Raw genomic sequence first — 19,576 nt, 5'->3', positions numbered from 1 at the left:
AATACGGAGTAAACTGTAAATCGCCCCGACGGACAAGGGCGTTAAAGGTCTTCCGAAAGCCCAAGCGTCTCGATCAGGGACAGGCGAGCATTGACGATCTTTCGAACAAGCGCGGGAGCGCCGAGGTCGCCAGGGGCGATCGCTTCAGGCCAGGTCATTGCGATCACTTCCTCGATGCGTTCGGCCGTCGCAGCGTCCAGCAGGAACCGGGGGTCGATTGTGGCAGGATCGGCTACGACCCGCAGTCGCAGGCAGGCGGGCCCGCCGCCGTTGGCCATCGATTCGCGAACATCGACGGGCACGACCCTGCGGATCGCGCCGTTCCCGGCCAGCATCGTCTCGAGCCAGCTACGAACCGCTGTGCTCTCCCATGCTTCGAGCGGGACGATCAGCGCCATCGTCGCGTCGGGCAGGGTCACGAGCTGGGCATTGAACAGGTAGCTGCGGATCGCTTCGGCCAGGCTGACGGCCGAGTTCGGCACCACGACGATCTCGGCTTCAGGTAGACGCGTCCGGATCCAGTCGAAGGTGCCATCGGGATCGGCGAAGGCTCGTTCGTGCGCGAACATGACCCGCTCGTTGGCCACGGCGACCACGTCATTGTGAAACGCGCCCGCCGCGATCGCTTCGTCTGCCTGGGCGACGAAGAGGGCACGGTCCGGATCTAGCCCATGAAGGCGGGCCACGGCGCGGCTCGCTTCGATGTTCTGCCGCGCTGGGAATCGGCCACCGGGCCGGCCGTAGACGAAGATTTCGATACCCGGCTCGCCGTGGCTGGGCGCCATGCGCATGTGGTTCGCCGCGCCTTCGTCGCCCAAACTCGCCGGGACGGGCCGATGCAGGGCGAAGTGGTCACGATTGGCAAATGCGACGGCGAGCTGGCGCGACGTGTCAGGACATTCCTCGGCCCGATGCAGCATTGTGACGAGATTTGCCGGCGTCAGGTGACAGCGGCCATCCGCGGTGTCGGGCGAGGGCGAGACGGTGGCGGCATTGGCTGTCCACATCGCCGAGGCAGACCAGGCCGCAGCCCGCAAATGCGGCTGTTCAGCTCCATCGCCTGCTCCCAATGCGTCAAGCAGGCCTTGGTTCGGGCGAGGCAATGGCACGAAGAAGCCCTGTGCCAGACCAAGGTCCAAGTTGGCCCGCATCTTCGCCAAACCCTGCAACGCTGCGGCGCGCGGGTGCGAAACCTGGCCGGCATGGGCCGTCGCCGCGAGATTTCCGGGGCTAAGGCCGGCATAGTTGTGGCTTGGCCCGACGATCCCGTCGAAATTGATCTCGACCAGCGCCATTTCGCGTCGTTCCCGTTCAGCGCTCGACGAACCAGACGGTCGCGCCTGGTTCGGCACCAAGTTCTGCCGCGGCTTCGGCGTCGATCAGCAGTTCCTCGCCCCTTCTCTCGGCGGTAGCGAAACAGCAGCGGAAATTGGCGAGATTGCCTGTCGCCACCAGTGCGCCAAATCCCCCCTCCGCGGGCTCGCCGGTCGCCAGGACAGCGTTGCGGGCGCCAGCGATGCTGGCGACCCGGTCGGTCCGCGCGGTCATTGTCGGTCCGCCGTCGAAGATATCGACGTAGCCTTCATGGGCGAACCCTTCGGCCTCCAGCATGCGCATCGCCGCGCGGCCCGACGGATGGGGCAAGCCGATCGCGCTGCGCGCGGATTCGGGCAACATCGCGATGTACACTGGGTGGCGCGGCATCAGGTCAGCGATGAACTGGTTGCCGTTGATGGCGTTGAAGTAATCCGCCTCCTGGAAGCTCATCCCGAAGAACCGTCCTGCAACCCCGTCCCAGAACGGCGAGCCGCCGCGCTCGTCGATGATGCCGCGCAGTTCCGCCAGGATGCGGTCCGCGAAGCGCGCCCGGTGCATCGCGATGAACAGGTAGCGGCTGCGGGCGAGCAGAAGGCCCAGTCCGCCGGCACGCTCCGCCGGATGAAGGAAGAGCCCGCCCACTTCGCTGGACCCTTCGAGATCGGTCACGAGATTGAGCATCTCGGCGCGGAAGGTACGCTCCAGTTCCTTCGAATGCTGGGTAAGCGTGGCCAGACGATAGCTGTAGAACGGCCAGTTCTGGCCGACCCGGGTAAAGAGTTGCGCGGTCCCGCGGACCTCGCCTGTCTCGACGTTTTCCAGCACCAGAACAAACAGTTCGTCGCTGATCTCGCCTTCCGACTTGAGGCAGGCGTCGGCCGAGCGCGCCAGTTTGGCGGTCAATGCCTTGCGATCCGGCGGAAGGTTGGTGAAGCCGCCGCCGGTGAGCTTCGCCATCTCGTACAACGGCTGAAGATCGCGGGAGGTTGCGGTGCGGATGCGGAAGGTCATCAGGCGAGCGCCCCCTGTGCGATGCGGTTGAGGACGAGTGCGGACAGCGCGGCCCGTTCGGAAAGCGAGGACACGATCAGGAATTCGTCGGCGCTGTGGATCGCGCCGCCGCGCACTCCCATCGTGTCGACCACCGGTACGCCGCAGGCAGCGACATTGTTGCCGTCGCAGACCCCGCCGCTGGCCTGCCAGCGAATGTCCTCGCCGAGCAGGGCGCCGCAAGACCTGACGAGGCCGAACAGGCGCTCGGCATCGGGCGAAAGCGGCTTGGGCGGGCGCGTGATCCCGCCATGAATGGCGATCGCCACATTGTGGTCGCGCGCCACGCCTTCCCTGATCGTCTCGAGAAGGACAGCGAACGCTTCCGCATCGGCGATCGTGCGGGGGCGGATGTTGAAGCGCAGCACGGCATGGTCGGGCACAACGTTATTGGCCGAGCCGCCGTCGATCCGCGCGGGATTGATCGGAAGTCCGCTCGTCTGCGCCGCCTTCAGGCGCAAGGCGAAATCGCTTGCAGCGACGATGGCGTTGCGCCCGTCCTGAGGATTGCGGCCCGCATGCGCGGCGCGCCCGGTAAACACCGCGCTGAAATTTCCGCTGCCTCCACGTTCGCCAGCCAACGTGCCGTCGGGCAGCGCCGATGGCTCGTACGTGAGGGCGGCGTGCTTGCCCCGCGCCAATTCCGCGATGAGCGCGGCGGACGAGAGCGAGCCGGTCTCCTCGTCGGAATTGATCATCACGTCATAGCCCAGCGCCGCGGCCTGGGGGCTCGTCTCGAACGCCGCGAGCGCGGCAAGGATCACCGCGAGGCCGCCCTTCATGTCGGCGACGCCTGGGCCGTTGAGGGTGCCTTCATCCAGCCATTTGTGGTCCTGGAACGGATCGGTCGAAGAAAAGACCGTGTCCATGTGCCCCGTCAGGAGCACGCGGCGGGGAGCATCGGGCCGAACCGTGAGGACGAGATGCCGGCCGTGCGCAATGATCGAAATGCGGCCTTCGCCGTCCACCGCCTCTACGTTCTCGGGCGCGTGTTCGCTGACTTCTCCGGGCAGGCGCGACAGTGCATCGGCCAGCAACGACGCCTGCCGGGCCAGGCCGTCGAGGTTTCGCGTCCCGGTATTTATTGCGCTCCATGCTTGCACCTGCGCCAGCATCGCGGCGGGGTCGATCGCGGCGACGAGCGCGGCTTCTGCGGGGTCGAGACGTTGCATCCGAAACGATCCCTAGCGCAAGCGACCGGGGCGGCCAACCCGCGCCCGGAGCAGTTTGCCCGGCTTTGCCGTCGCCGTTGCCAAAGGCCGGGTCATTGGGCATAGGCCGCTGCGTTCCCTCCCCAGGTTCGGCACCGGTAATTCACAGCAAGTGCGGCAGCCCGACGGGCGCCGCCCACGACGATGCGAGGCGAAATGGAACAACGGGTTGAGCGTAGCGGGCTGCAGGTCGACAGAGCCCTGGCGCAGTTCATCGATGACGAGGTTCTGGCCCCGCTGGGTCGCGATCCGGCACAGTTCTGGGCAGGCTTTGCCGCCATCTGCGACCGGTTCACGCCGCGCAATCGCGCATTGCTTGCCCGTCGCGACGAGTTGCAGGCGCAGATCGATGCCTGGCATCTCGAACGCCGCGGACAGCCAATCGACGGGCAGGCTTACCGCGCGTTCCTGACCGAGATCGGATATCTCGTGCCCGAACCCGCGCCCTTCGCGATCGCCACCACCAATGTCGACAAGGAAATCGCGGCGCTGGCGGGCCCGCAGCTTGTCGTGCCTGCCCTCAATGAAAGGTTCGTGCTGAACGCCGCGAACGCGCGCTGGGGCAGCGCGTACGACGCGTGGTACGGAACCGATGCGTTGCCGACCGCATCTGCTGCCAAGGGCACTGGATACGATCCCGCCCGAGGTGCCGCGGTCGTGGCTGCGGGTCGGGCGTTCCTGGACCTCGCGCTGCCTCTCGAAGGGTCGGCAAGCTGGGCGGACTGGGGCGGGGGAGAGCTGCCGATGCTCTGCGACCCGGCCTCGTTCGCGGGCCGAAATGGCGAGAACCTTTTGTTCTGCAACAACGGTTTGCATATCGAACTGGTGATTGACCCTGATCACCCGGTCGGTGCCGGCGATCCAGCGGGGATCGCCGATATCGTCCTTGAATCGGCACTGACCACCATCGTCGATCTCGAGGATTCGGTCGCCGCGGTCGATGCCGAGGACAAGCTCCACGCCTATCGCAACTGGCTGGGCCTCATGCGGGGAGACCTCGTCGCCACCTTCGCCAAGGGTGGCAAGACCATGACGCGGGCGCTCGAGGACGACCGCACCTGGACCGGTGCGGACGGCAAACCACTTACGCTGCCGGGCCGTAGCCTGATGTTCGTTCGCAATGTCGGGCACCTGATGACCAACCCCGCCATCCTGCTTTCCGATGGAAGCGAGATTCCGGAAGGGATCATGGATGCGGTCATCACCAGCGCCATCGGCGCTCACGACTTCGCCAAGCTGGGGCGCCTGCGCAACAGCCGCTGCGGCAGCATCTATATCGTCAAGCCGAAGATGCACGGTCCCGAGGAATGCGCGTTCACCAACGATCTGTTCGATGCCGTCGAGGACCTGCTCGGACTCGCCCGGCATACCGTGAAGGTCGGCGTCATGGACGAGGAGCGCCGCACCAGCGCGAACCTTGCCGCCTGCATTGCCGCAGTGAAGGATCGCGTGGTCTTCATCAACACCGGTTTCCTCGATCGCACGGGCGACGAGATTCACACGTCGATGCGCGCCGGCGCAATGATCCGCAAGGGCGCAATGAAGCAATCCGCGTGGATCGATGCCTACGAAAAACGCAATGTTTCTATCGGTTTGGCGCACGGATTTTCGGGCAAAGCTCAGATCGGGAAGGGCATGTGGGCGGCGCCCGACCGGATGCACGCGATGCTGGTGGAAAAGATCGCTCATCCTTGCACTGGCGCCAACACGGCATGGGTCCCTTCGCCGACCGCCGCCACTCTGCACGCTCTCCACTATCACCAGGTCGACGTTTTCGACCGCCAGCGCGAGGTCGAGGCGGAACCTCTTCCCGCGCTCGACGCGCTGCTCACAGTGCCGCTTGCCGAAGGAACCAACTGGTCCGACGCTGAAGTGCGCGAGGAGCTCGACAACAATGCGCAAGGGCTGCTTGGCTACGTCGTGCGCTGGATCGACCAGGGCGTCGGCTGCTCCAAGGTGCCCGACATAAACGACATCGGCCTGATGGAAGATCGCGCGACCCTGCGCATTTCCAGCCAACACCTGGCCAACTGGCTGCTCCACGGCGTCTGCACCGAGGATCAGGTGATGGATTCGCTGCGCCGCATGGCGGCGAAGGTGGACGCGCAGAATGCCGACGATCCGGCCTACAAGCCGCTGGTCGGCAATGAGGACGGTCCCGCTTTCCGCGCGGCCTGCGACCTGGTGTTCAAGGGAACGGAACAGCCCAACGGCTATACCGAGCCGCTGCTCCATGCCTGGCGGCGCAAGGCCAAGGCGGACGCGGCGGCGAGGGCGGCCTGATCAGGAGAGCAGGCGGGCGATCGCCACGAATTCGTCGATAGCCAGCGTTTCCGCACGGCGCTCGGGCGCAATGCCAAGTGTTTCGAGCGCCGCAAGAGCGCCTGGCAGCCCTTTCAGGCTCTGTCGGAGCATCTTGCGCCGCTGGCCAAAGGCGGCCTCGGTCACCCGTTCGAGCATCCGCGCCGATACCCCGGCAGGCATCGACTTCGGGATGACGTGTACGACCGCCGACATGACCTTCGGCGCGGGAGTGAAGGCGCTGCGGTGGACCTTCATCGCGAGCCTTGGCTCCGATCGCCACTGGGCAAGGACCGCCAGGCGACCGTAGGCACTGCTATCCGGCGCGGCGACGATCCGCTGCGCCACTTCCTGCTGGAACATCAAGGTCAGCGAAGTCCATGCGGGCGGCCAGCTCTCGCCGCCCAGCCAACCGGTGAACAGCGCAGTTCCGACATTGTAGGGCAGGTTCGCCACGACGGCATATGGCCCGTTGATGATCGACGCCGGAGCGATCTTCATCGCATCCCCGGGAATGACCACAAGCTGCCCGGGAAAAGCCTCGGCCAGTTCGGCGAGCGCGGGTAGGCACCGCTCGTCGCGCTCGATCGCGGTCACTTGCGCGCCGGCGCGCAACAAGGCGCGGGTCAGCCCGCCGGGACCCGGACCGATTTCGAGTACCGAAGTGCCTTCCAGCGCACCGGGAATGGCTGCGATCCGGTCGAGCAACTGTTCGTCGAGCAGAAAGTTCTGGCCGAGCGCCTTGCTGGCGGCAAGGCCGTGGCGCGCGATCACCTGGCGCAGCGGCGGGAGGGCTGGGCTCACGCGGTAGGCGAGGGTGAGAGAGCGGCGCGGTGAGCGGCGGCTTCGCCGGCCATGCGCAGGGCGGCGATAGTTGCGCCTGCGTCGGCCGTTCCCCGCCCGGCAATCGCGAAAGCAGTGCCGTGATCGGGCGAGGTGCGCACAATCGGCAGGCCGAGGGTCATATTCACGCCAGTGTCGAAATCGAGGGTCTTGATCGGGATGAGCGCCTGATCGTGATACATGCAGACGGCCAGGTCGTAGCGCCTGCGGGCCGCCGGATGAAACATGCCGTCTGCGGGAAGCGGACCGACGACATCAAGGCCTTCCTCAAGCAGGGCCTGGATGGCTGGGGCGATAATGTCGCGTTCCTCCGTGCCGAACCTGCCGTCTTCTCCCGCGTGGGGGTTGAGCCCCGCGATGGCGATCCTCGGGTTCGCGATGCCGAGATCGCGTGTCAGCGCCTGCGCGGCGATGGCGGTACGACTTCGGATCAGTTCTGCGTTTAGCAGCCCTGGCACGTCCGCGAGCGCGGCATGAACCGTGATCGGCACGACCTTCAGGCTGGGACCGGCAAGGAGCATGACTGCGTTGCGCGCAGCGACGCCGCAGCGCTCCGCGACATATTCGGTCTGCCCGGGATGGATAAAGCCGACGCGCGCAAGCTGGCTCTTGGCGACAGGCGCGGTCATCAGCGCCGCCGCACCACCGCCGCGAACGATCCCCGTTGCGACCTCGAGCGACTGGAAAGCAAGTTCTGCGCCCGCTTCGTTGGGTTCCCCCGGGGTGTAGTCGAGGCCGGCGATGTCGAGCACCGGCAAGACATCGGCGAAACAGGCAGCGGCCTGATCAGGAGATTCGATCGCGAGAAGCGGGATTTCGAGCCCGCGTGCCGCGGCTGCAGCGCCCAATATCGCGACACTTCCCACCACGAAGAACGGCGTCAGCCCGGACGAGCCGCGATCGAACCACGCCTGGCAGAGCAGTTCCGGCCCGACGCCCGCAGGATCGCCCAAGCTGGCGACGAGAACCGAACCGGGCGACTTTGGCACGGATGAGTCTGTCGCCGTCATCGGCTCACCATCGTCCACCGCGGCGTGGGGCGCAAGCGCTGCGCCGCCGTTGGGGCAATTGCGGCTCGGCAGTGTCCGCCGGGCGGTCAGTTATATTCGATCACCGCATCGCGCCGAAGGTCGCGCAGATAGGTCTGGGCGCGCTTGTTGACCCGGTCGTCTTCCATCTGGCTCATCAGCTGATCGAAGCTCGGGCCAGAATCGACCTGTGGGTCGTCACGGCCGCAGAGCATGAGTACGCGGACGCCTTCCGTCACTGATCCGAATGGCGGAGTCGTTTCGCCCAGCGACAAGCGCAGCATGGCATCCTGCAGCGGCGCGGGAAGATCGCGCACACGGATGGAATCGTTGCTGACGACCGATGCGCCAAGGCGTGCGGCGCCAGCTTCGGCGTCGCCGCAGCCCTTGATCGTCTTTACCGATTCCGCGAACGTCTTGATCCGGGCGCCGGCTTCGGCCTGCGAGACGCCGGCGGGGAAGGTCAACGTAAGCTGCTTGAGCGCCAGCGTCGCGTCGCGCGGATCGGCGGTCAGCACCTGACGCTTGTCGATCATGTAGAGGATCGAATAGCCGCCCGGAATTTCGATCGGCCCGGCAAGCTGGCCGCGGTCGAGCTCGCGGGCAACGGTGGCCAGCGTGGGAGGAAGCTGCGCCAGACGGATCCAGCCGAGATCGCCGCCGACTGCGGCGGTCGAAGCCTCGGAGAACTGGCGGGCATAGGCGACGAAGCTGGCGCCCTGCTTGATCTGCTCGACAATCTTGTCGGCATTGGCGCGGACAGCGGCCTTGTTGTCCTCGTTGTCCGACAGGAAGATCTCGCCGAGGCGATACTCGTCGGTGCCCTTCGCGGCCTTCAGCCGGTCGAGCATCTCGTTCACTTCCTCGTCGGAGACGTTGATGAACGGCTGGACGTTCCGACGCAGCAGGCGCTGCCAGGCGAGTTCGCCGCGAATCTGCCGCTTGAGCGAGTTGGCGGACGAACCGATCTTCGTGAGATAGGCCTCGAGCGCTTCGGGGTTCTGGCCGAAGTTCTGCTGGGCCACGCGCGAATAAGTCTGCTGAATCTCGTCGTCGCTGATCTCGATATCCGCAGCCTTGGCTTCCTGGATCTGGAGAGTCTCGTCGATCAGATTGCGCAGCACCTGCAGTCGCAGGCGATCGACTTCCTCTGCGGGAACCTTGGTGTCGCTGGCGGCAAGGACAAGAGCGAGGCGCTGCTCGATGTCGGTACCGGTGATGACCTCGCCGTTCACCTTGGCGGTGGCGCGGCGCAGGTTGGGATCGCTGGCGAGAAAGGTGGTCGGACCCTTGGGCAAGTTCAGCGCTGCGGCGCCGCTTGCCTCGTCATCGGCCGGGCCGGCAGCGGGCGCGGTCGCCGGCGCTGTTGGAGCAGGGGCGGTCTGTGCACCCACGGCGTTGGCAGCAAGCGCCGCGACCGCAAGCGCGAGGGCGCTGCGCGTGATGAAGTAGGAGGAAGTCTTGGCGCGCTTGATCACGTTGGGGAGAATCCTGTTCCTGTCGGGCACGCGTACATTTCGGGCCCCGCTTCGCCACGCGCCATGGTTGGCTGCGGCTTAACCGAAGCTGAGTGCGGCGGGCGATAGCGGCTTTGAGACACCCTGCCAAGCATCGGGTAATTTAGCGGAAACCGAGGTTCTTCAGGCCGAAGGTGACGAGGAACGTGTTGCCCTTGCGGGCATCGCCGGTCCCCACATAATCGCGCCGCCAGGTGAAGCTCATTTCAAGGCAGTCGTCCGAGTAGGCGACGCCCAGGCGGGTGCGCAGGGGATCGAACCCATCGGAGTTGAACGACGGGTCTTCCTGCCGGTCGGTCAGGTTGAAGACACCCGACCCGAACACCGACCAGAAGCGCTTGAACGCAAGACGTCCGGCCAGGCGCAGCTCTTCGCGATCCTGAAGGTCCTCGATCGCGGTGATGTTGCGGTTGAGCCGCAGGTATCCCGCTTCGATGTAAGTCCGGTTCGAGCCGATCGCGGCGTCGAATTCGTTGCGCCGGACGGCGAGTGAATCCTTGTCGAGGCGGAAGCGGTGCGTCAGCTTGACGAGGTCGCGGAAGCGCACTTCGGTCCGCCCGACGATGTCCGACGTCTTGGCGGTCAGGCCGGTTCCGTCCGGCAGAAGCTGCGGCCGATTGGTCAGGCGGTAGCTTTGTCCGATCGTGGTGCTGACGCGCCAGCCTGGCCGCTCGAGCTGCCAGTCCAGGCCATAGGTGAAGCGCACCCCGTCCTCGACCCGGTCGTAACCGGGAAAACGATTGAGCGCGAAGAGATTGCTGTCTTCGAGATCAATCGCCCGGGCGTCCTCATTGGGGACGGTCAGGTTGCGCAGGTGAGGGCTGGCGACGATCTGGAAACGGGGCGTAAGGACCTGCGTGCCGCCGAACAGCGCCCCCACCAGCGGCCATTTTATGTCGACCGCCGCAGTCGCGATGCCGCGTGTCTGCCAGCCCGGCTCGCCGCGATAGAGGACGGTCGGCGTCAGGTCGTTCTCGTCGCTGTGATAGACATCTCCCCGCACGAGGGCGGTCAGCGTCACTTCCTGGCCCAGGCCCGTGATCCGGCGAAGGTCCCACTGCGCCTTCGCAAAGGCGCGCTGGGTATCCTGACCGTCGCCGCGGACGATGCCCAGGGTATTGGCTTGAAGCTGGATCCTGCCGCCCAGCAGCGGGTCGTTCAGGCGCCGGCGATAGTCGATCACCGGCAGCGCCACCGGGACCTGCCCTTGCGGATCGCCGGAGCGCAGGGTCTGTGTCGTCCACCCGGCCAGACTGAAGTAGCTGTCGGAATCGATTCGTTCGAGATTGGCCGACGAACGAAGCCGGTCGTCGCGGCTGATGTCGTAGCGGCGCAGGAAAGTGCGGTCGGTCGCAAGCCGGGTGGAGCTCGTGAAGCTCCATTGAGGGGAAAGCTGGAACCTGCCGTTTGCGTCCAGATAGCCGCGGAAGTCGTTCTGGCTGGTGCCTCCGGGCTGTCCCACCGGGATCAGCGGGCTCCGCGTCGCATAACCGGTGATCTGGAATGCGCCGAGATCGGTAAGCTGCCGGTACTGCGCCGCGATCATGGGTAGCACCTTGGTGTAGAGATGCGCGCTCAGGGTAAGGTCGCGGCTCTCGTCGAGGCGGACGTAATAGCCCTGTTCCAGTTCGACGCCGTTCGAGCGGCTGAGCCTGAGCGAAGGGACGAGAACGCCCGAACCGCCGCTGCTGTCCGTCTTGTGTGCAAGCAGCGGCAATGGCAGCGCGATGCCGAGTATCTCGAGGTGCGCGCCCTTGTAGCGCACCTTCTTCTTGACCGGGTCGTAGATCACCCGAACCGCGGTAATCCGCCAGCTGGGGTTCTTGGGACAGCCAGTGGACGTCTCGACCGAACAGGCGGTGTAGGCCGCATCGGTCAGTATGACCCGGCCGTTGTCATCACGCTGGCCACTGCGCGCGGCGAGCCGGCCGCCTTCCCGCAGCACGAGGAGCATATTGCTGATCGCGCCGGCCTTCAGTTCGTCGGTCAGTTCGACGCGGTCGGTCAGGAGGAGGTTTCCGTCCTCATCGACGAACCGGATGTTGCCGGTGGCGATGATCTGGCCGGTCTTGCGATTCCAGGTGACGGTATCGGCGCGAACCGATTGTTCCTTTTGCACCAGAATGACGTTGCCGAGCGCGGTGACCACGTCGGAATCGTTCTGATACTGGATGCTATCGGCTTCGAACTGGACCTGTTCTTCGCCGGCAGGCGGCGGGGGTGCGTCTGGAACAGAGATGGCGGGAACCGCCGCAGCAGGGTCAGGAGTCGGCTGCTTGAGCATCTCCTTGGTCGTGGTGGCGGGAGGCTCCGTCGACGTCTGCGCGGCGGCGAGTGCGGGCCAGGAAAGGGCCAGCACCGCGGCTGCAAGCGAGGCGCCCGCACACAGGCGCGCACGGTGCCTGTGCGGCGGCCGCGGGCGGTTGCGCAAGCAAGTGAAATTGGCTTGCGGCTGCGGCCGCGGCTTCGGTGGCATGGCTTGCCTATCGCACCGGCTAGTCCTAACTGCAACGCCATTCGCCCCGGCACCGACCGGTTTCGGGCTCTCCACTTTCTCCGCCAGGAGCATTCCCACGATGAAGGTCACTTTCCTTGCCCCGTCCGATACTTCGGCCAAGCCGCGGCTCGTTGCGCGGGTCGTCGCGCAGGACCAGATGCCGCAGGGCATCGACCCGGTCGTGGTCGAGGGCGCGCGCGCTTCGCGGTTCGCGGGCAAGCTCGGGCAAGTTCATGAAAGCTTCGCTACGGTCGGCGGCGTGCTCCAGCGCCTCGCCCTTGTCGGGATCGGTGAGCCGAGCGACAAGGCGCGCACAACCGCGTTCGAACACGCCGGCGCCGCGCTGACCGCGCGCTACCTGACCTCGGGCGAGCAGGCTCTGGCAATCGATTTCAACGATAGCTCCGCCAGCGCGGCCGACGCTTCGGCGCTGCTGCTGGGCGCGGTCCTGCGCGGCTGGCGTCACGACGTTTATCGCACTCGCCTGAAGGACGAGCAGAAGCCGACGCTCGGCGAGCTGGTTGTGATTGGCGCACCCGCCGGGACCGAGCAGGCATGGTCGCAGGACTCCGCGGTTGTCGCCGGGGTCAGCTTTACCCGCGAGCTGGTGACCGAGCCCGCCAACGTCATCTACCCTGAAAGCTTCGTCGAACGCTGCGAGAAGCTGAAGGCGCTCGGCGTCGAGTTGACGGTTCTCGGCAAGGACGAGATGACCAAGCTCGGCATGGGAGCGCTGCTCGGTGTCTCGCAGGGCTCGGTTCGCGAACCCCGCCTGCTGGCGATGCGCTGGAACGGCTCCGGCAAGACCGACGGCAAGCCCACGGTCTTCATCGGAAAGGGCGTGACCTTCGATACCGGCGGCATCTCGATCAAACCCGCTGCGGGCATGGAAGACATGAAGTGGGACATGGGCGGCGCCGCGGCGGTGGCCGGCACGATGCTCGCACTGGCGACGCGCAAGGCAAAGGCCGACGTGGTCGGCATTTGCGGACTGGTCGAGAACATGCCCGACGGCGCAGCGCAGCGTCCGGGTGACGTCGTGACCTCGATGTCCGGCCAGACGATCGAGGTGATCAACACCGATGCCGAGGGTCGGCTCGTGCTGTGCGACGCGGTGACCTGGGCGCAGAAGGAATACTCTCCCTCGACCATAATCGACCTTGCGACGCTGACCGGCGCGATGATCATCTCGCTCGGCCACGAGCATGGCGGCCTGTTCTCGAACGACGATACACTGGCCGACCAGCTGCTGGCCGCCGGGCGCGAGAGCGGCGACAAGATGTGGCGTTTCCCGATGGGCATCGCCTACGACAAGCTGATCGATTCCCCGATTGCGGACATGAAGAACGTAGGGCCCCGCTATGGCGGCTCGATCACCGCGGCGCAGTTCATCGCGCGTTTCGTCGAACCCGGCGTCGCCTGGGCTCACCTCGACATTGCCGGGATGGTCTGGGCGGACAAGGCCGGGGCGACCTGGGACAAGGGCGCGACCGGGTTTGGCGTGCGCCTGCTCGATCGCTACGTCCGCGACGTTCTCGAAGCCTGACGGGAAGACCGCGGACGGCGGGATGCGGGTCGATTTCTATCAACTGACGCGCGATCCTGCCGAAGCGGTCGTCCCATTGCTTGCCCGCAACACGCTCGCGGCGGACCAGCGGCTGCTGGTTGTTTCGGGCGACGATGCGCAACTCCTGCGCGTGTCGCAGGCACTGTGGTCGAGCAGCCCTGAAAGTTTCCTCGCCCACGGTCCGGCGGGGGGCGAGAATGATGCACGTCAGCCGATTCTGCTGACCGACCGGTTGGATGCAACCAACGGCGCGCGTTTCTTGGCGCTTGCCGACGGCTTGTGGCGGGAGGGCGCGGATCAATTCGAGCGCGTCTTCCTGCTGTTCGATTCGAACGCGCTGCAGGGCGCTCGCGAATGCTGGCGAATGCTGGGTACCCGACCCGAAACCGAACGCAAGTTCTGGAAGCAGGAAGGCGGTCGCTGGGTCGAAGGGCCATAGGCCCGGCACGGCTTGCGGCGCGGGTTGATCGCGGCTAGGGGCCGCGCCCAACAGACAGCGCCGAATCCGGCCCAGCAAGGAATGAGCAATGGCGGTTACCCGCACCTTTTCGATCATCAAGCCCGATGCGACCCGCCGCAACCTGACCGGCGCGGTCACCAAGATGCTTGAGGATGCCGGCCTGCGCGTGGTCGCTTCGAAGCGCCTCCACCTTACCCGCGACCAGGCCGAGGGCTTCTACGCGGTTCACCGTGAGCGCCCCTTCTTTGGCGAACTGTGCGAATTCATGACCAGCGGGCCGGTGGTCGTGCAGGTGCTGGAAGGCGAGGACGCGGTGAAGCGCAACCGTGACATCATGGGCGCCACTAATCCCAAGGATGCGGCACCCGGCACGATCCGCAAGGAACTGGCCGAGAGTATCGAGGCGAACACCGTCCACGGTTCGGACAGCGATGAAAACGCGGCGATCGAGATTGCCTATTTCTTCAAGCCAGAAGAAATCGTCGGCTAACGAAATGAGGACGCTGAGGCGCGGCTGGACGGGATGTCCGCCGCCGCGCCTTCACGTCTGATCAGAAGCCGTCCGCTGCGTCGAGCAGCGCGGTGAGCCTGCGCGGTGCGGACATGCGCCAGCTTCGGCCGAGCCAGCTTTCGATGTTGTCCCAGTCCACTCCGGGCACATCGAGCCGAACCCCGATCCATCCATCGCCGAAGTATGCCGGACGGTAATATCGTTCGGGATCGTTCTCGATCAGTTGCAGTTGCTCGTCCAGGCCGTCGATCTTCACCAGCAGCGCGACCCTGCCGTCGCCGTGGTGGTCGTTGGAGACGTAGGCAAACTTCTTGCCTTTGAGCACGCCGAAGCACGGCATTCCGTGCGACATGACTTCGTCGGCTTCGGGCAGGGCGAGGGCCAGTTCGCGCACGCGGCCGATCAGGTAGTCGGGGGCGCGCTCGCGCCCGACGTAAGCCGCCAGCGCCCTTGGATAAAGCTGGTGCTCGGCGATCAATACCCGCGCCGCGAGTGTCTCCGCGGTGTCGCCGGGCAGGATGGCGACCGGGGTCTGATCAAGCAGCGGGCCCGAATCGAGCTCGGCGGTCACGATGTGGACCGAACAGCCGCCGTGCGTGTCGCCGGCTCCCAGCGCGCGGACATGCGTGTCGAGGCCGGGATACTTGGGCAGGAGCGAGGGGTGGATGTTCAGCATCCTGCCGTCCCACCGCTGGACGAAGTCGGTGCCCAGGACGCGCATGTAACCGGCAAGCGCGACGTATTCGGCGCCCGAGGCACGAATCGCCGCGTCCATTGCGGCGTCATGGTCGGCTCGGCTCATGCCCTTGTGAGGCAGCGCGAAGGTCGCGATTCCTTCGGCAGCGGCAAGTGCGAGGCCCGGAGCGGCCGGATTGTTCGAGGCGACGAGTACGAGCTGGAAAGGGCAATCCGGCGCACGCGACGCGTAGAGCAACGCCGCCATGTTGGTCCCGGTGCCCGAGATCAGCACCGCAACGCGGGCGCGATCAGCCAAGGTGCGTTGCCTGCCACGCAGAACGGGCGCTCCAGGTCTCAGCGTCGCCCCTGACGGTGCAGCCGCGGTCGCCGCGCTCGATCCGCCCGATGGTGAAGACCGTCTCCCCCGACGCGGCCAGGTCGCGGGCAACGCCCTCGGCATCTTCAGCCGCGACGCACGCGACCATGCCGATGCCGCAGTTGAAAGTGCGCGCCATTTCTTCCGGCTCGATTGCGCCCTGCGCCTGGAGGAATGCCATGAGACGCGGCTGAGCCCACGAAGCCGCGTCGATCGTGGCGTGCAGGCCCTCGGGAAGTACCCGCGGCACATTTTCCAGCAGCCCCCCGCCGGTAATGTGGGCCAGCGCGTGGATCCGCCCGGCACGCACCAGCGGAAGCACGCTCGAGACATAAATGCGGGTCGGCGCGATCAGCCAGTCGATAAGAAGACGATCTTGGTCGAACAGCGCAGGCCGGTCGAGCTTCCAGCCCTTGTCGGCAGCGAGCCGCCGGACCAGCGAGTAGCCGTTCGAATGTACGCCCGAGCTCGCGAGGCCGAGCAGGACGTCGCCGTCGGCGACGCGGTCGCCTGTCAGCTGTTCGCCGCGCTCGACCGCCCCGACGCAAAATCCGGCCAAGTCGTAGTCGCCGGGAGAGTACATGCCCGGCATCTCTGCCGTTTCGCCCCCGATAAGCGCACAGCCGGCGATACGGCAGCCATCGGCGATCCCGGCGATCACGCGTTCCGCGACCCCGTTATCGAGCTTCGCGCAGGCAAAATAGTCGAGGAAGAACAAAGGCTCGGCACCCTGGACGATCAGGTCGTTGACGCACATCGCGACGAGATCGACGCCGATTGCGTCATGGCGGTCGTGGTCGATCGCCAGCTTTACCTTGGTGCCGACGCCATCGTTCGCGGCGACCAGGAGCGGATCTTTGTAGCCTGCCGCGCGGGGATCGAAAAAGCCGCCGAACCCGCCCAGTTCGGCGTCAGCGCCCGGGCGCCGGGTAGCCTTGGCCAAGGGGCCGATGGCGCGCACCAGCGCGTTGCCCGCCGCGATGGAGACTCCCGCCCCGGCGTATGTGTAGGGGCTGTTTTTCCGGTCGCTATCGCTCATCCTGCGGCGCCTAACGCTTTCCCGCTTGGATTTCCACGATCGTTTCGGCAAAAGCCGCGGGCACCTGCCCGCCGGGCAGCCAATCCATCGGAGCTCGCTTGGTCGCCCTGCGCCCCAACATCGTTGAATTCGCGCGAGGGCGCGTTCGCCAGGGCGCTCTGCCGATCCTGTTGATACTTGCCGCGCTGGCCGCGGTCGGTTCGGCCCGACTGATCGCACAGATCGGGGGCGAGCGCGGGATCGCGCCGATCGCCAGCAACGGCGATTTCGAAGTCGGCGGCATCCGCGTCGAGGCGACCGGCGATACCGCCGAAGAAGCCCGCGAGGCCGGCTGGGCCATGGCCCAGCGCAAGGGTTGGGAACTGCTCTGGGCACAGTCGCATGGCGGCGAAAAGGCCCCAGCGTTGGCAGATGGCACCATCGATTCGATGGTGAGCGCCATCGTGATCGAGAACGAGCAGTTGGGTCCCCGGCGCTATATCGCGACGTTGGGCGTGATCTTCGACCGTGCCCATGCCGGCGAGTTACTGGGCATGACCGGCGAGCGCGCGCGCTCCGCGCCGCTCCTGGTCGTTCCCGTGCTTTATTCGGGCGGGGCGGAGTCGCTCTACGAGACCCGCACCCCGTGGCAGCGGGCCTGGGCCGAATACAAGACCGGGGCGAGCTCCATCGATTACGTGCGGCCGAACGGCGCAGGCAGCGATTCGCTGCTTTTGACCGCAGGCCAGATCGACCGCCGCAGCCGCGGCTGGTGGCGCAGCATCCTCGACCAGTTCGGCGCAGCGGATGTCATCATGCCGCTCGCCCGCCTTGAACGGCAATGGCCGGGCGGCCCGGTCCGCGGGACTTTCACCGCGCGCTACGGTCCAGATAATACCTATCTCGGCGGGTTTTCCATGACCGCGAGCGACGAGGCCCATCTGCCGCAAATGCTTGCGCAGGCGATTACACGGCTGGACGAGATCTATTCGGGAGCGCTGGCCGCGGGAACGCTGCGGCCCGATTCCTCGCTGGTGGTCGAGCAGCCCATTGACCAGGCATTGATCGACAAGATCGTCGCGACCATCGCTCCCCCTCCGGCCGGGCAGACGACAGAGACGACTGCAAGGACGACGAGCACGACGAGCATCGCAACGGCCAGCCCATCGGCGGCGGCGAGCTTTACCGTCCAGTTCGTGACGCCCGATGCGGCGTCGGTCGATGCGGGCCTTGGCTCGGTACGCGGCGCTGCGGGCGTTCAGGGCGCTGCGATCACCAGCGTCGCCATCGGCGGCACCTCGGTGATGCGCGTGACCTTCGCCGGGGATATCGACGCCTTGCGCGCGGCGCTCCAGGCTCGGGGCTGGCAGGTCCAGCAGGGCGCCGGGGCCTTGAGCATCCGGCGGTAGTCCGAAGGGCGATCCAACGGAAATGAGCCAGATCGCCCTGCCGCTGATCCTTCGCGATCGGGGCGCGCAAGGGCCTGCGCGTATAATCGTGGGTCCTTCCAACAGCGCCGCGATCGACCTGCTTTCGCGCGGTGCGGACTGGCCGTTTCGCACGGCGGTCCTCACCGGACCTCCGCGCGCGGGCAAGAGCCTTCTGGCGCGCTGGTTTGCCGAGAGTGCGATGGGCGAGGCGATCGACGATGCCGACGCGATGGCGGAGGACGCGCTGTTCCATGCCTGGAACCGTGCCCAGGCCAGCGAGACCCCGCTTTTGTTTGTCAGCAGCCGCGGCCCGGGAGAGTGGCGAATTGCGTTGCCCGACCTTGCGTCACGGCTGGGCGCGGCGCTTCTGATCGAACTCGGGGCGCCTGACGACGAGATGCTTGCTGCGCTGATAGAGGATCACGCCGCGCGTCGGGGCGTGGCTCTGGGCGAGGGCGCGCTGGCCTGGCTGCTGCCCCGGATCGACCGGACTTATGCCGCCGCGGAGCGCGTGGTTGGCGAAATCGACCGCCTCAGCCTTGAGCGCAAGGCACCCGTCACCATATCGTTGATGCGAGATGCCATGGCCGGCAACGGAGGCGAATGGCAGCCGCGCTTGCTTTGAAGCGCGCAGCGTGGGAGATTGAGGGGCGATGTTCGCAGCACTGACAGACTATCTGGATTCAATCCAGGCACGTGATCCGGCACCGCGCTCGCGGTGGGAAATCCTTCTTTATCCGGGTGTTCTGGCCGTCGGCCTGCACCGCGTCGCTCACTGGCTGTTCGAAGGGAAGCTGTTCTTCCTCGCCCGGCTGGTGAACCATCTGTCTCGCTTCCTGACCGCGATCGACATCCATCCCGGCGCGACCATCGGCCGTCACCTGTTCATCGACCACGGCTTCACCGTGATCGGCGAGACCGCGGAGATCGGCGACAACGTGACGATCTACCAGTGTGTGACGCTGGGCGGCACGAACCCCACCAACGGAGTGCCCGGCAAGCGGCACCCGACGTTGCTCGATAATGTGATCGTGGGTTCGGGCGCTCAAATCCTCGGGCCGATCACGGTCGGCCCACGCGCACGCGTGGGGGCCAACGCCGTCGTGACCGACGATGTGCCAGAAGGTGCCACGATGGTCGGGGTGAAGGCGCGCTCGACGCTTGTCGCCGCGGAGACCTGGCAGCGCGATTTCATTCCCTACGGCACGCCCTGCCGCGAGGCCTGCAAGGATATCGTCGAATCGGGCGAAGCGACGCCGCCGAGCATTGTCGAGCTCGAAGCGCGGGTGGCCGAGCTCCAGGCGCAGGTCGCCGCGCTGGCGGAGCGGGCCGGGCAGGGTGACGACAAGCCCGCAGTCGCGCGCAAGCGCAGCCGGACCTGAAACCCGGCATGCGCGGACCCGACCCCGAACGGTTGTTCGCATCCGGTCCCGGCCAGATCATCCCGTTTCCCCGCGCGGTTCCTCTCCAGGTCGGCTTCGACCGGGGGGAACTCATGCGCATCCTCGATCTTTACGGCCGGATGGTAGCGGCGGGCGAATGGCGCGACTATGCGATCGATTTCAGCCGCGATGCGGCCAGCTTCAGCGCGTTCAGGCGCACCGCCGAACGGCCGACGATACGCGTCGAAAAACGCCCCGCCCTGCGCGGCAAGCAGGGCATGTGGGCGCTATTCGGTGAAAGCGGCCAGATTTTGAAGCGCGGGCACGAACTGACCGGGGTGCTATTCCCGGTCGAACGCAAGCTCCTGAAGCTAGTCGAAAGCTGAGCCG

17 protein-coding genes are annotated in these 19,576 nt (G+C 66.2%); 8 read left to right on the top strand and 9 right to left on the bottom strand.

The window, feature by feature from the left end:
- Positions 1–41: 41 nt before the first annotated feature.
- From ACFO0A_RS07500 to ACFO0A_RS07490, 3 genes are read right to left on the bottom strand one after another with little or no spacing between them, the layout of a single operon-like run.
- Positions 42–1,295: an N-succinylarginine dihydrolase gene (locus ACFO0A_RS07500; RefSeq protein WP_379538388.1), complete on the bottom strand. Its 1,254-nt coding sequence runs from the start codon at positions 1,293–1,295 to the stop codon at positions 42–44.
- Between the two features lie 16 nt (positions 1,296–1,311).
- Positions 1,312–2,328 carry an arginine N-succinyltransferase gene (locus tag ACFO0A_RS07495; RefSeq protein WP_379538387.1) on the bottom strand — a complete coding sequence of 339 codons (1,017 nt, stop codon included), beginning with the start codon at positions 2,326–2,328 and terminating at the stop codon, positions 1,312–1,314.
- The gene (locus ACFO0A_RS07490) at positions 2,328–3,539 is read right to left on the bottom strand and encodes a hydrolase (protein ID WP_379538386.1); all 1,212 of its coding nucleotides are present in this window, start codon (positions 3,537–3,539) and stop codon (positions 2,328–2,330) included. Before ACFO0A_RS07490 ends, ACFO0A_RS07495 begins: the two co-directional genes overlap by 1 nt.
- 195 nt (positions 3,540–3,734) lie before the next feature.
- Here ACFO0A_RS07490 and ACFO0A_RS07485 point away from each other — a divergent pair, with 195 nt between their 5' ends.
- Positions 3,735–5,861 carry a malate synthase G gene (locus tag ACFO0A_RS07485; RefSeq protein ID WP_379538385.1) on the top strand — a complete coding sequence of 709 codons (2,127 nt, stop codon included), beginning with the start codon at positions 3,735–3,737 and terminating at the stop codon, positions 5,859–5,861.
- Here ACFO0A_RS07485 and rsmA read toward each other — a convergent pair whose 3' ends face one another.
- The 4 genes from rsmA to ACFO0A_RS07465 all read right to left on the bottom strand — a co-directional run bounded on the left by rsmA (position 5,862) and on the right by ACFO0A_RS07465 (position 11,551).
- Entirely contained in the window at positions 5,862–6,683 is an 822-nt protein-coding gene (gene rsmA, locus ACFO0A_RS07480; protein ID WP_379538384.1) for a 16S rRNA (adenine(1518)-N(6)/adenine(1519)-N(6))-dimethyltransferase RsmA, read from the bottom strand. It abuts the gene before it with no gap.
- Positions 6,680–7,732, bottom strand: coding sequence for a 4-hydroxythreonine-4-phosphate dehydrogenase PdxA (pdxA, locus tag ACFO0A_RS07475; RefSeq protein ID WP_379538383.1), 1,053 nt, complete (start codon positions 7,730–7,732; stop codon positions 6,680–6,682). The genes rsmA and pdxA overlap by 4 nt, the downstream gene beginning before the upstream one ends.
- 86 nt (positions 7,733–7,818) lie before the next feature.
- Positions 7,819–9,225, bottom strand: a complete 1,407-nt coding sequence (locus tag ACFO0A_RS07470; RefSeq protein WP_379538472.1) for a peptidylprolyl isomerase — start codon at positions 9,223–9,225, stop codon at positions 7,819–7,821.
- A gap of 145 nt (positions 9,226–9,370) precedes the next feature.
- The gene (locus ACFO0A_RS07465) at positions 9,371–11,551 is read right to left on the bottom strand and encodes an LPS-assembly protein LptD (protein WP_417600374.1); all 2,181 of its coding nucleotides are present in this window, start codon (positions 11,549–11,551) and stop codon (positions 9,371–9,373) included.
- A gap of 292 nt (positions 11,552–11,843) precedes the next feature.
- Here ACFO0A_RS07465 and ACFO0A_RS07460 point away from each other — a divergent pair, with 292 nt between their 5' ends.
- From ACFO0A_RS07460 to ndk, 3 genes are all read left to right on the top strand, one after another.
- On the top strand, positions 11,844–13,310 hold the full coding sequence (locus ACFO0A_RS07460; RefSeq protein WP_379538381.1) for a leucyl aminopeptidase: 1,467 nt from the start codon (positions 11,844–11,846) through the stop codon (positions 13,308–13,310).
- A 22-nt stretch (positions 13,311–13,332) separates the two neighbouring features.
- Entirely contained in the window at positions 13,333–13,770 is a 438-nt protein-coding gene (locus ACFO0A_RS07455) for a DNA polymerase III subunit chi (protein ID WP_379538380.1), read from the top strand.
- Between the two features lie 88 nt (positions 13,771–13,858).
- Positions 13,859–14,281, top strand: a complete 423-nt coding sequence (ndk, locus tag ACFO0A_RS07450) for a nucleoside-diphosphate kinase (RefSeq protein WP_379538379.1) — start codon at positions 13,859–13,861, stop codon at positions 14,279–14,281.
- A 61-nt stretch (positions 14,282–14,342) separates the two neighbouring features.
- Here ndk and purN read toward each other — a convergent pair whose 3' ends face one another.
- Together purN and purM are read right to left on the bottom strand one after the other, a co-directional pair.
- Positions 14,343–15,296 carry a phosphoribosylglycinamide formyltransferase gene (purN, locus tag ACFO0A_RS07445; protein ID WP_379538378.1) on the bottom strand — a complete coding sequence of 318 codons (954 nt, stop codon included), beginning with the start codon at positions 15,294–15,296 and terminating at the stop codon, positions 14,343–14,345.
- Positions 15,289–16,395, bottom strand: a complete 1,107-nt coding sequence (gene purM, locus ACFO0A_RS07440; protein ID WP_379538377.1) for a phosphoribosylformylglycinamidine cyclo-ligase — start codon at positions 16,393–16,395, stop codon at positions 15,289–15,291. The genes purN and purM overlap by 8 nt, the downstream gene beginning before the upstream one ends.
- A 98-nt stretch (positions 16,396–16,493) precedes the next feature.
- Between purM and ACFO0A_RS07435 the strand changes: the two genes are divergently transcribed.
- Genes ACFO0A_RS07435 through ACFO0A_RS07420 form a run of 4 tightly spaced genes read left to right on the top strand, consistent with a single transcriptional unit; the run spans position 16,494 to position 19,572 of the window.
- Positions 16,494–17,783 (top strand): heavy-metal-associated domain-containing protein, encoded by a 1,290-nt coding sequence (locus tag ACFO0A_RS07435; RefSeq protein ID WP_379538376.1) that lies wholly within the window; start codon positions 16,494–16,496, stop codon positions 17,781–17,783.
- A gap of 22 nt (positions 17,784–17,805) precedes the next feature.
- Positions 17,806–18,429, top strand: coding sequence for an HdaA/DnaA family protein (locus ACFO0A_RS07430; protein WP_379538375.1), 624 nt, complete (start codon positions 17,806–17,808; stop codon positions 18,427–18,429).
- 28 nt (positions 18,430–18,457) lie between these two features.
- Positions 18,458–19,186 carry a serine O-acetyltransferase EpsC gene (gene epsC / locus ACFO0A_RS07425; RefSeq protein WP_379538374.1) on the top strand — a complete coding sequence of 243 codons (729 nt, stop codon included), beginning with the start codon at positions 18,458–18,460 and terminating at the stop codon, positions 19,184–19,186.
- An 8-nt stretch (positions 19,187–19,194) separates the two neighbouring features.
- Positions 19,195–19,572 (top strand): DUF2794 domain-containing protein, encoded by a 378-nt coding sequence (locus ACFO0A_RS07420; protein WP_379538373.1) that lies wholly within the window; start codon positions 19,195–19,197, stop codon positions 19,570–19,572.
- Positions 19,573–19,576: the final 4 nt, after the last annotated feature.

The sequence above is a fragment of the Novosphingobium tardum genome (assembly GCF_042652045.1).
GTDB classification, from domain to species: domain Bacteria; phylum Pseudomonadota; class Alphaproteobacteria; order Sphingomonadales; family Sphingomonadaceae; genus Novosphingobium; species Novosphingobium tardum.
The sequence above is the reverse complement of the archived record's forward strand: the minus strand, read 5'-3'. Positions and strand labels throughout refer to the sequence as shown.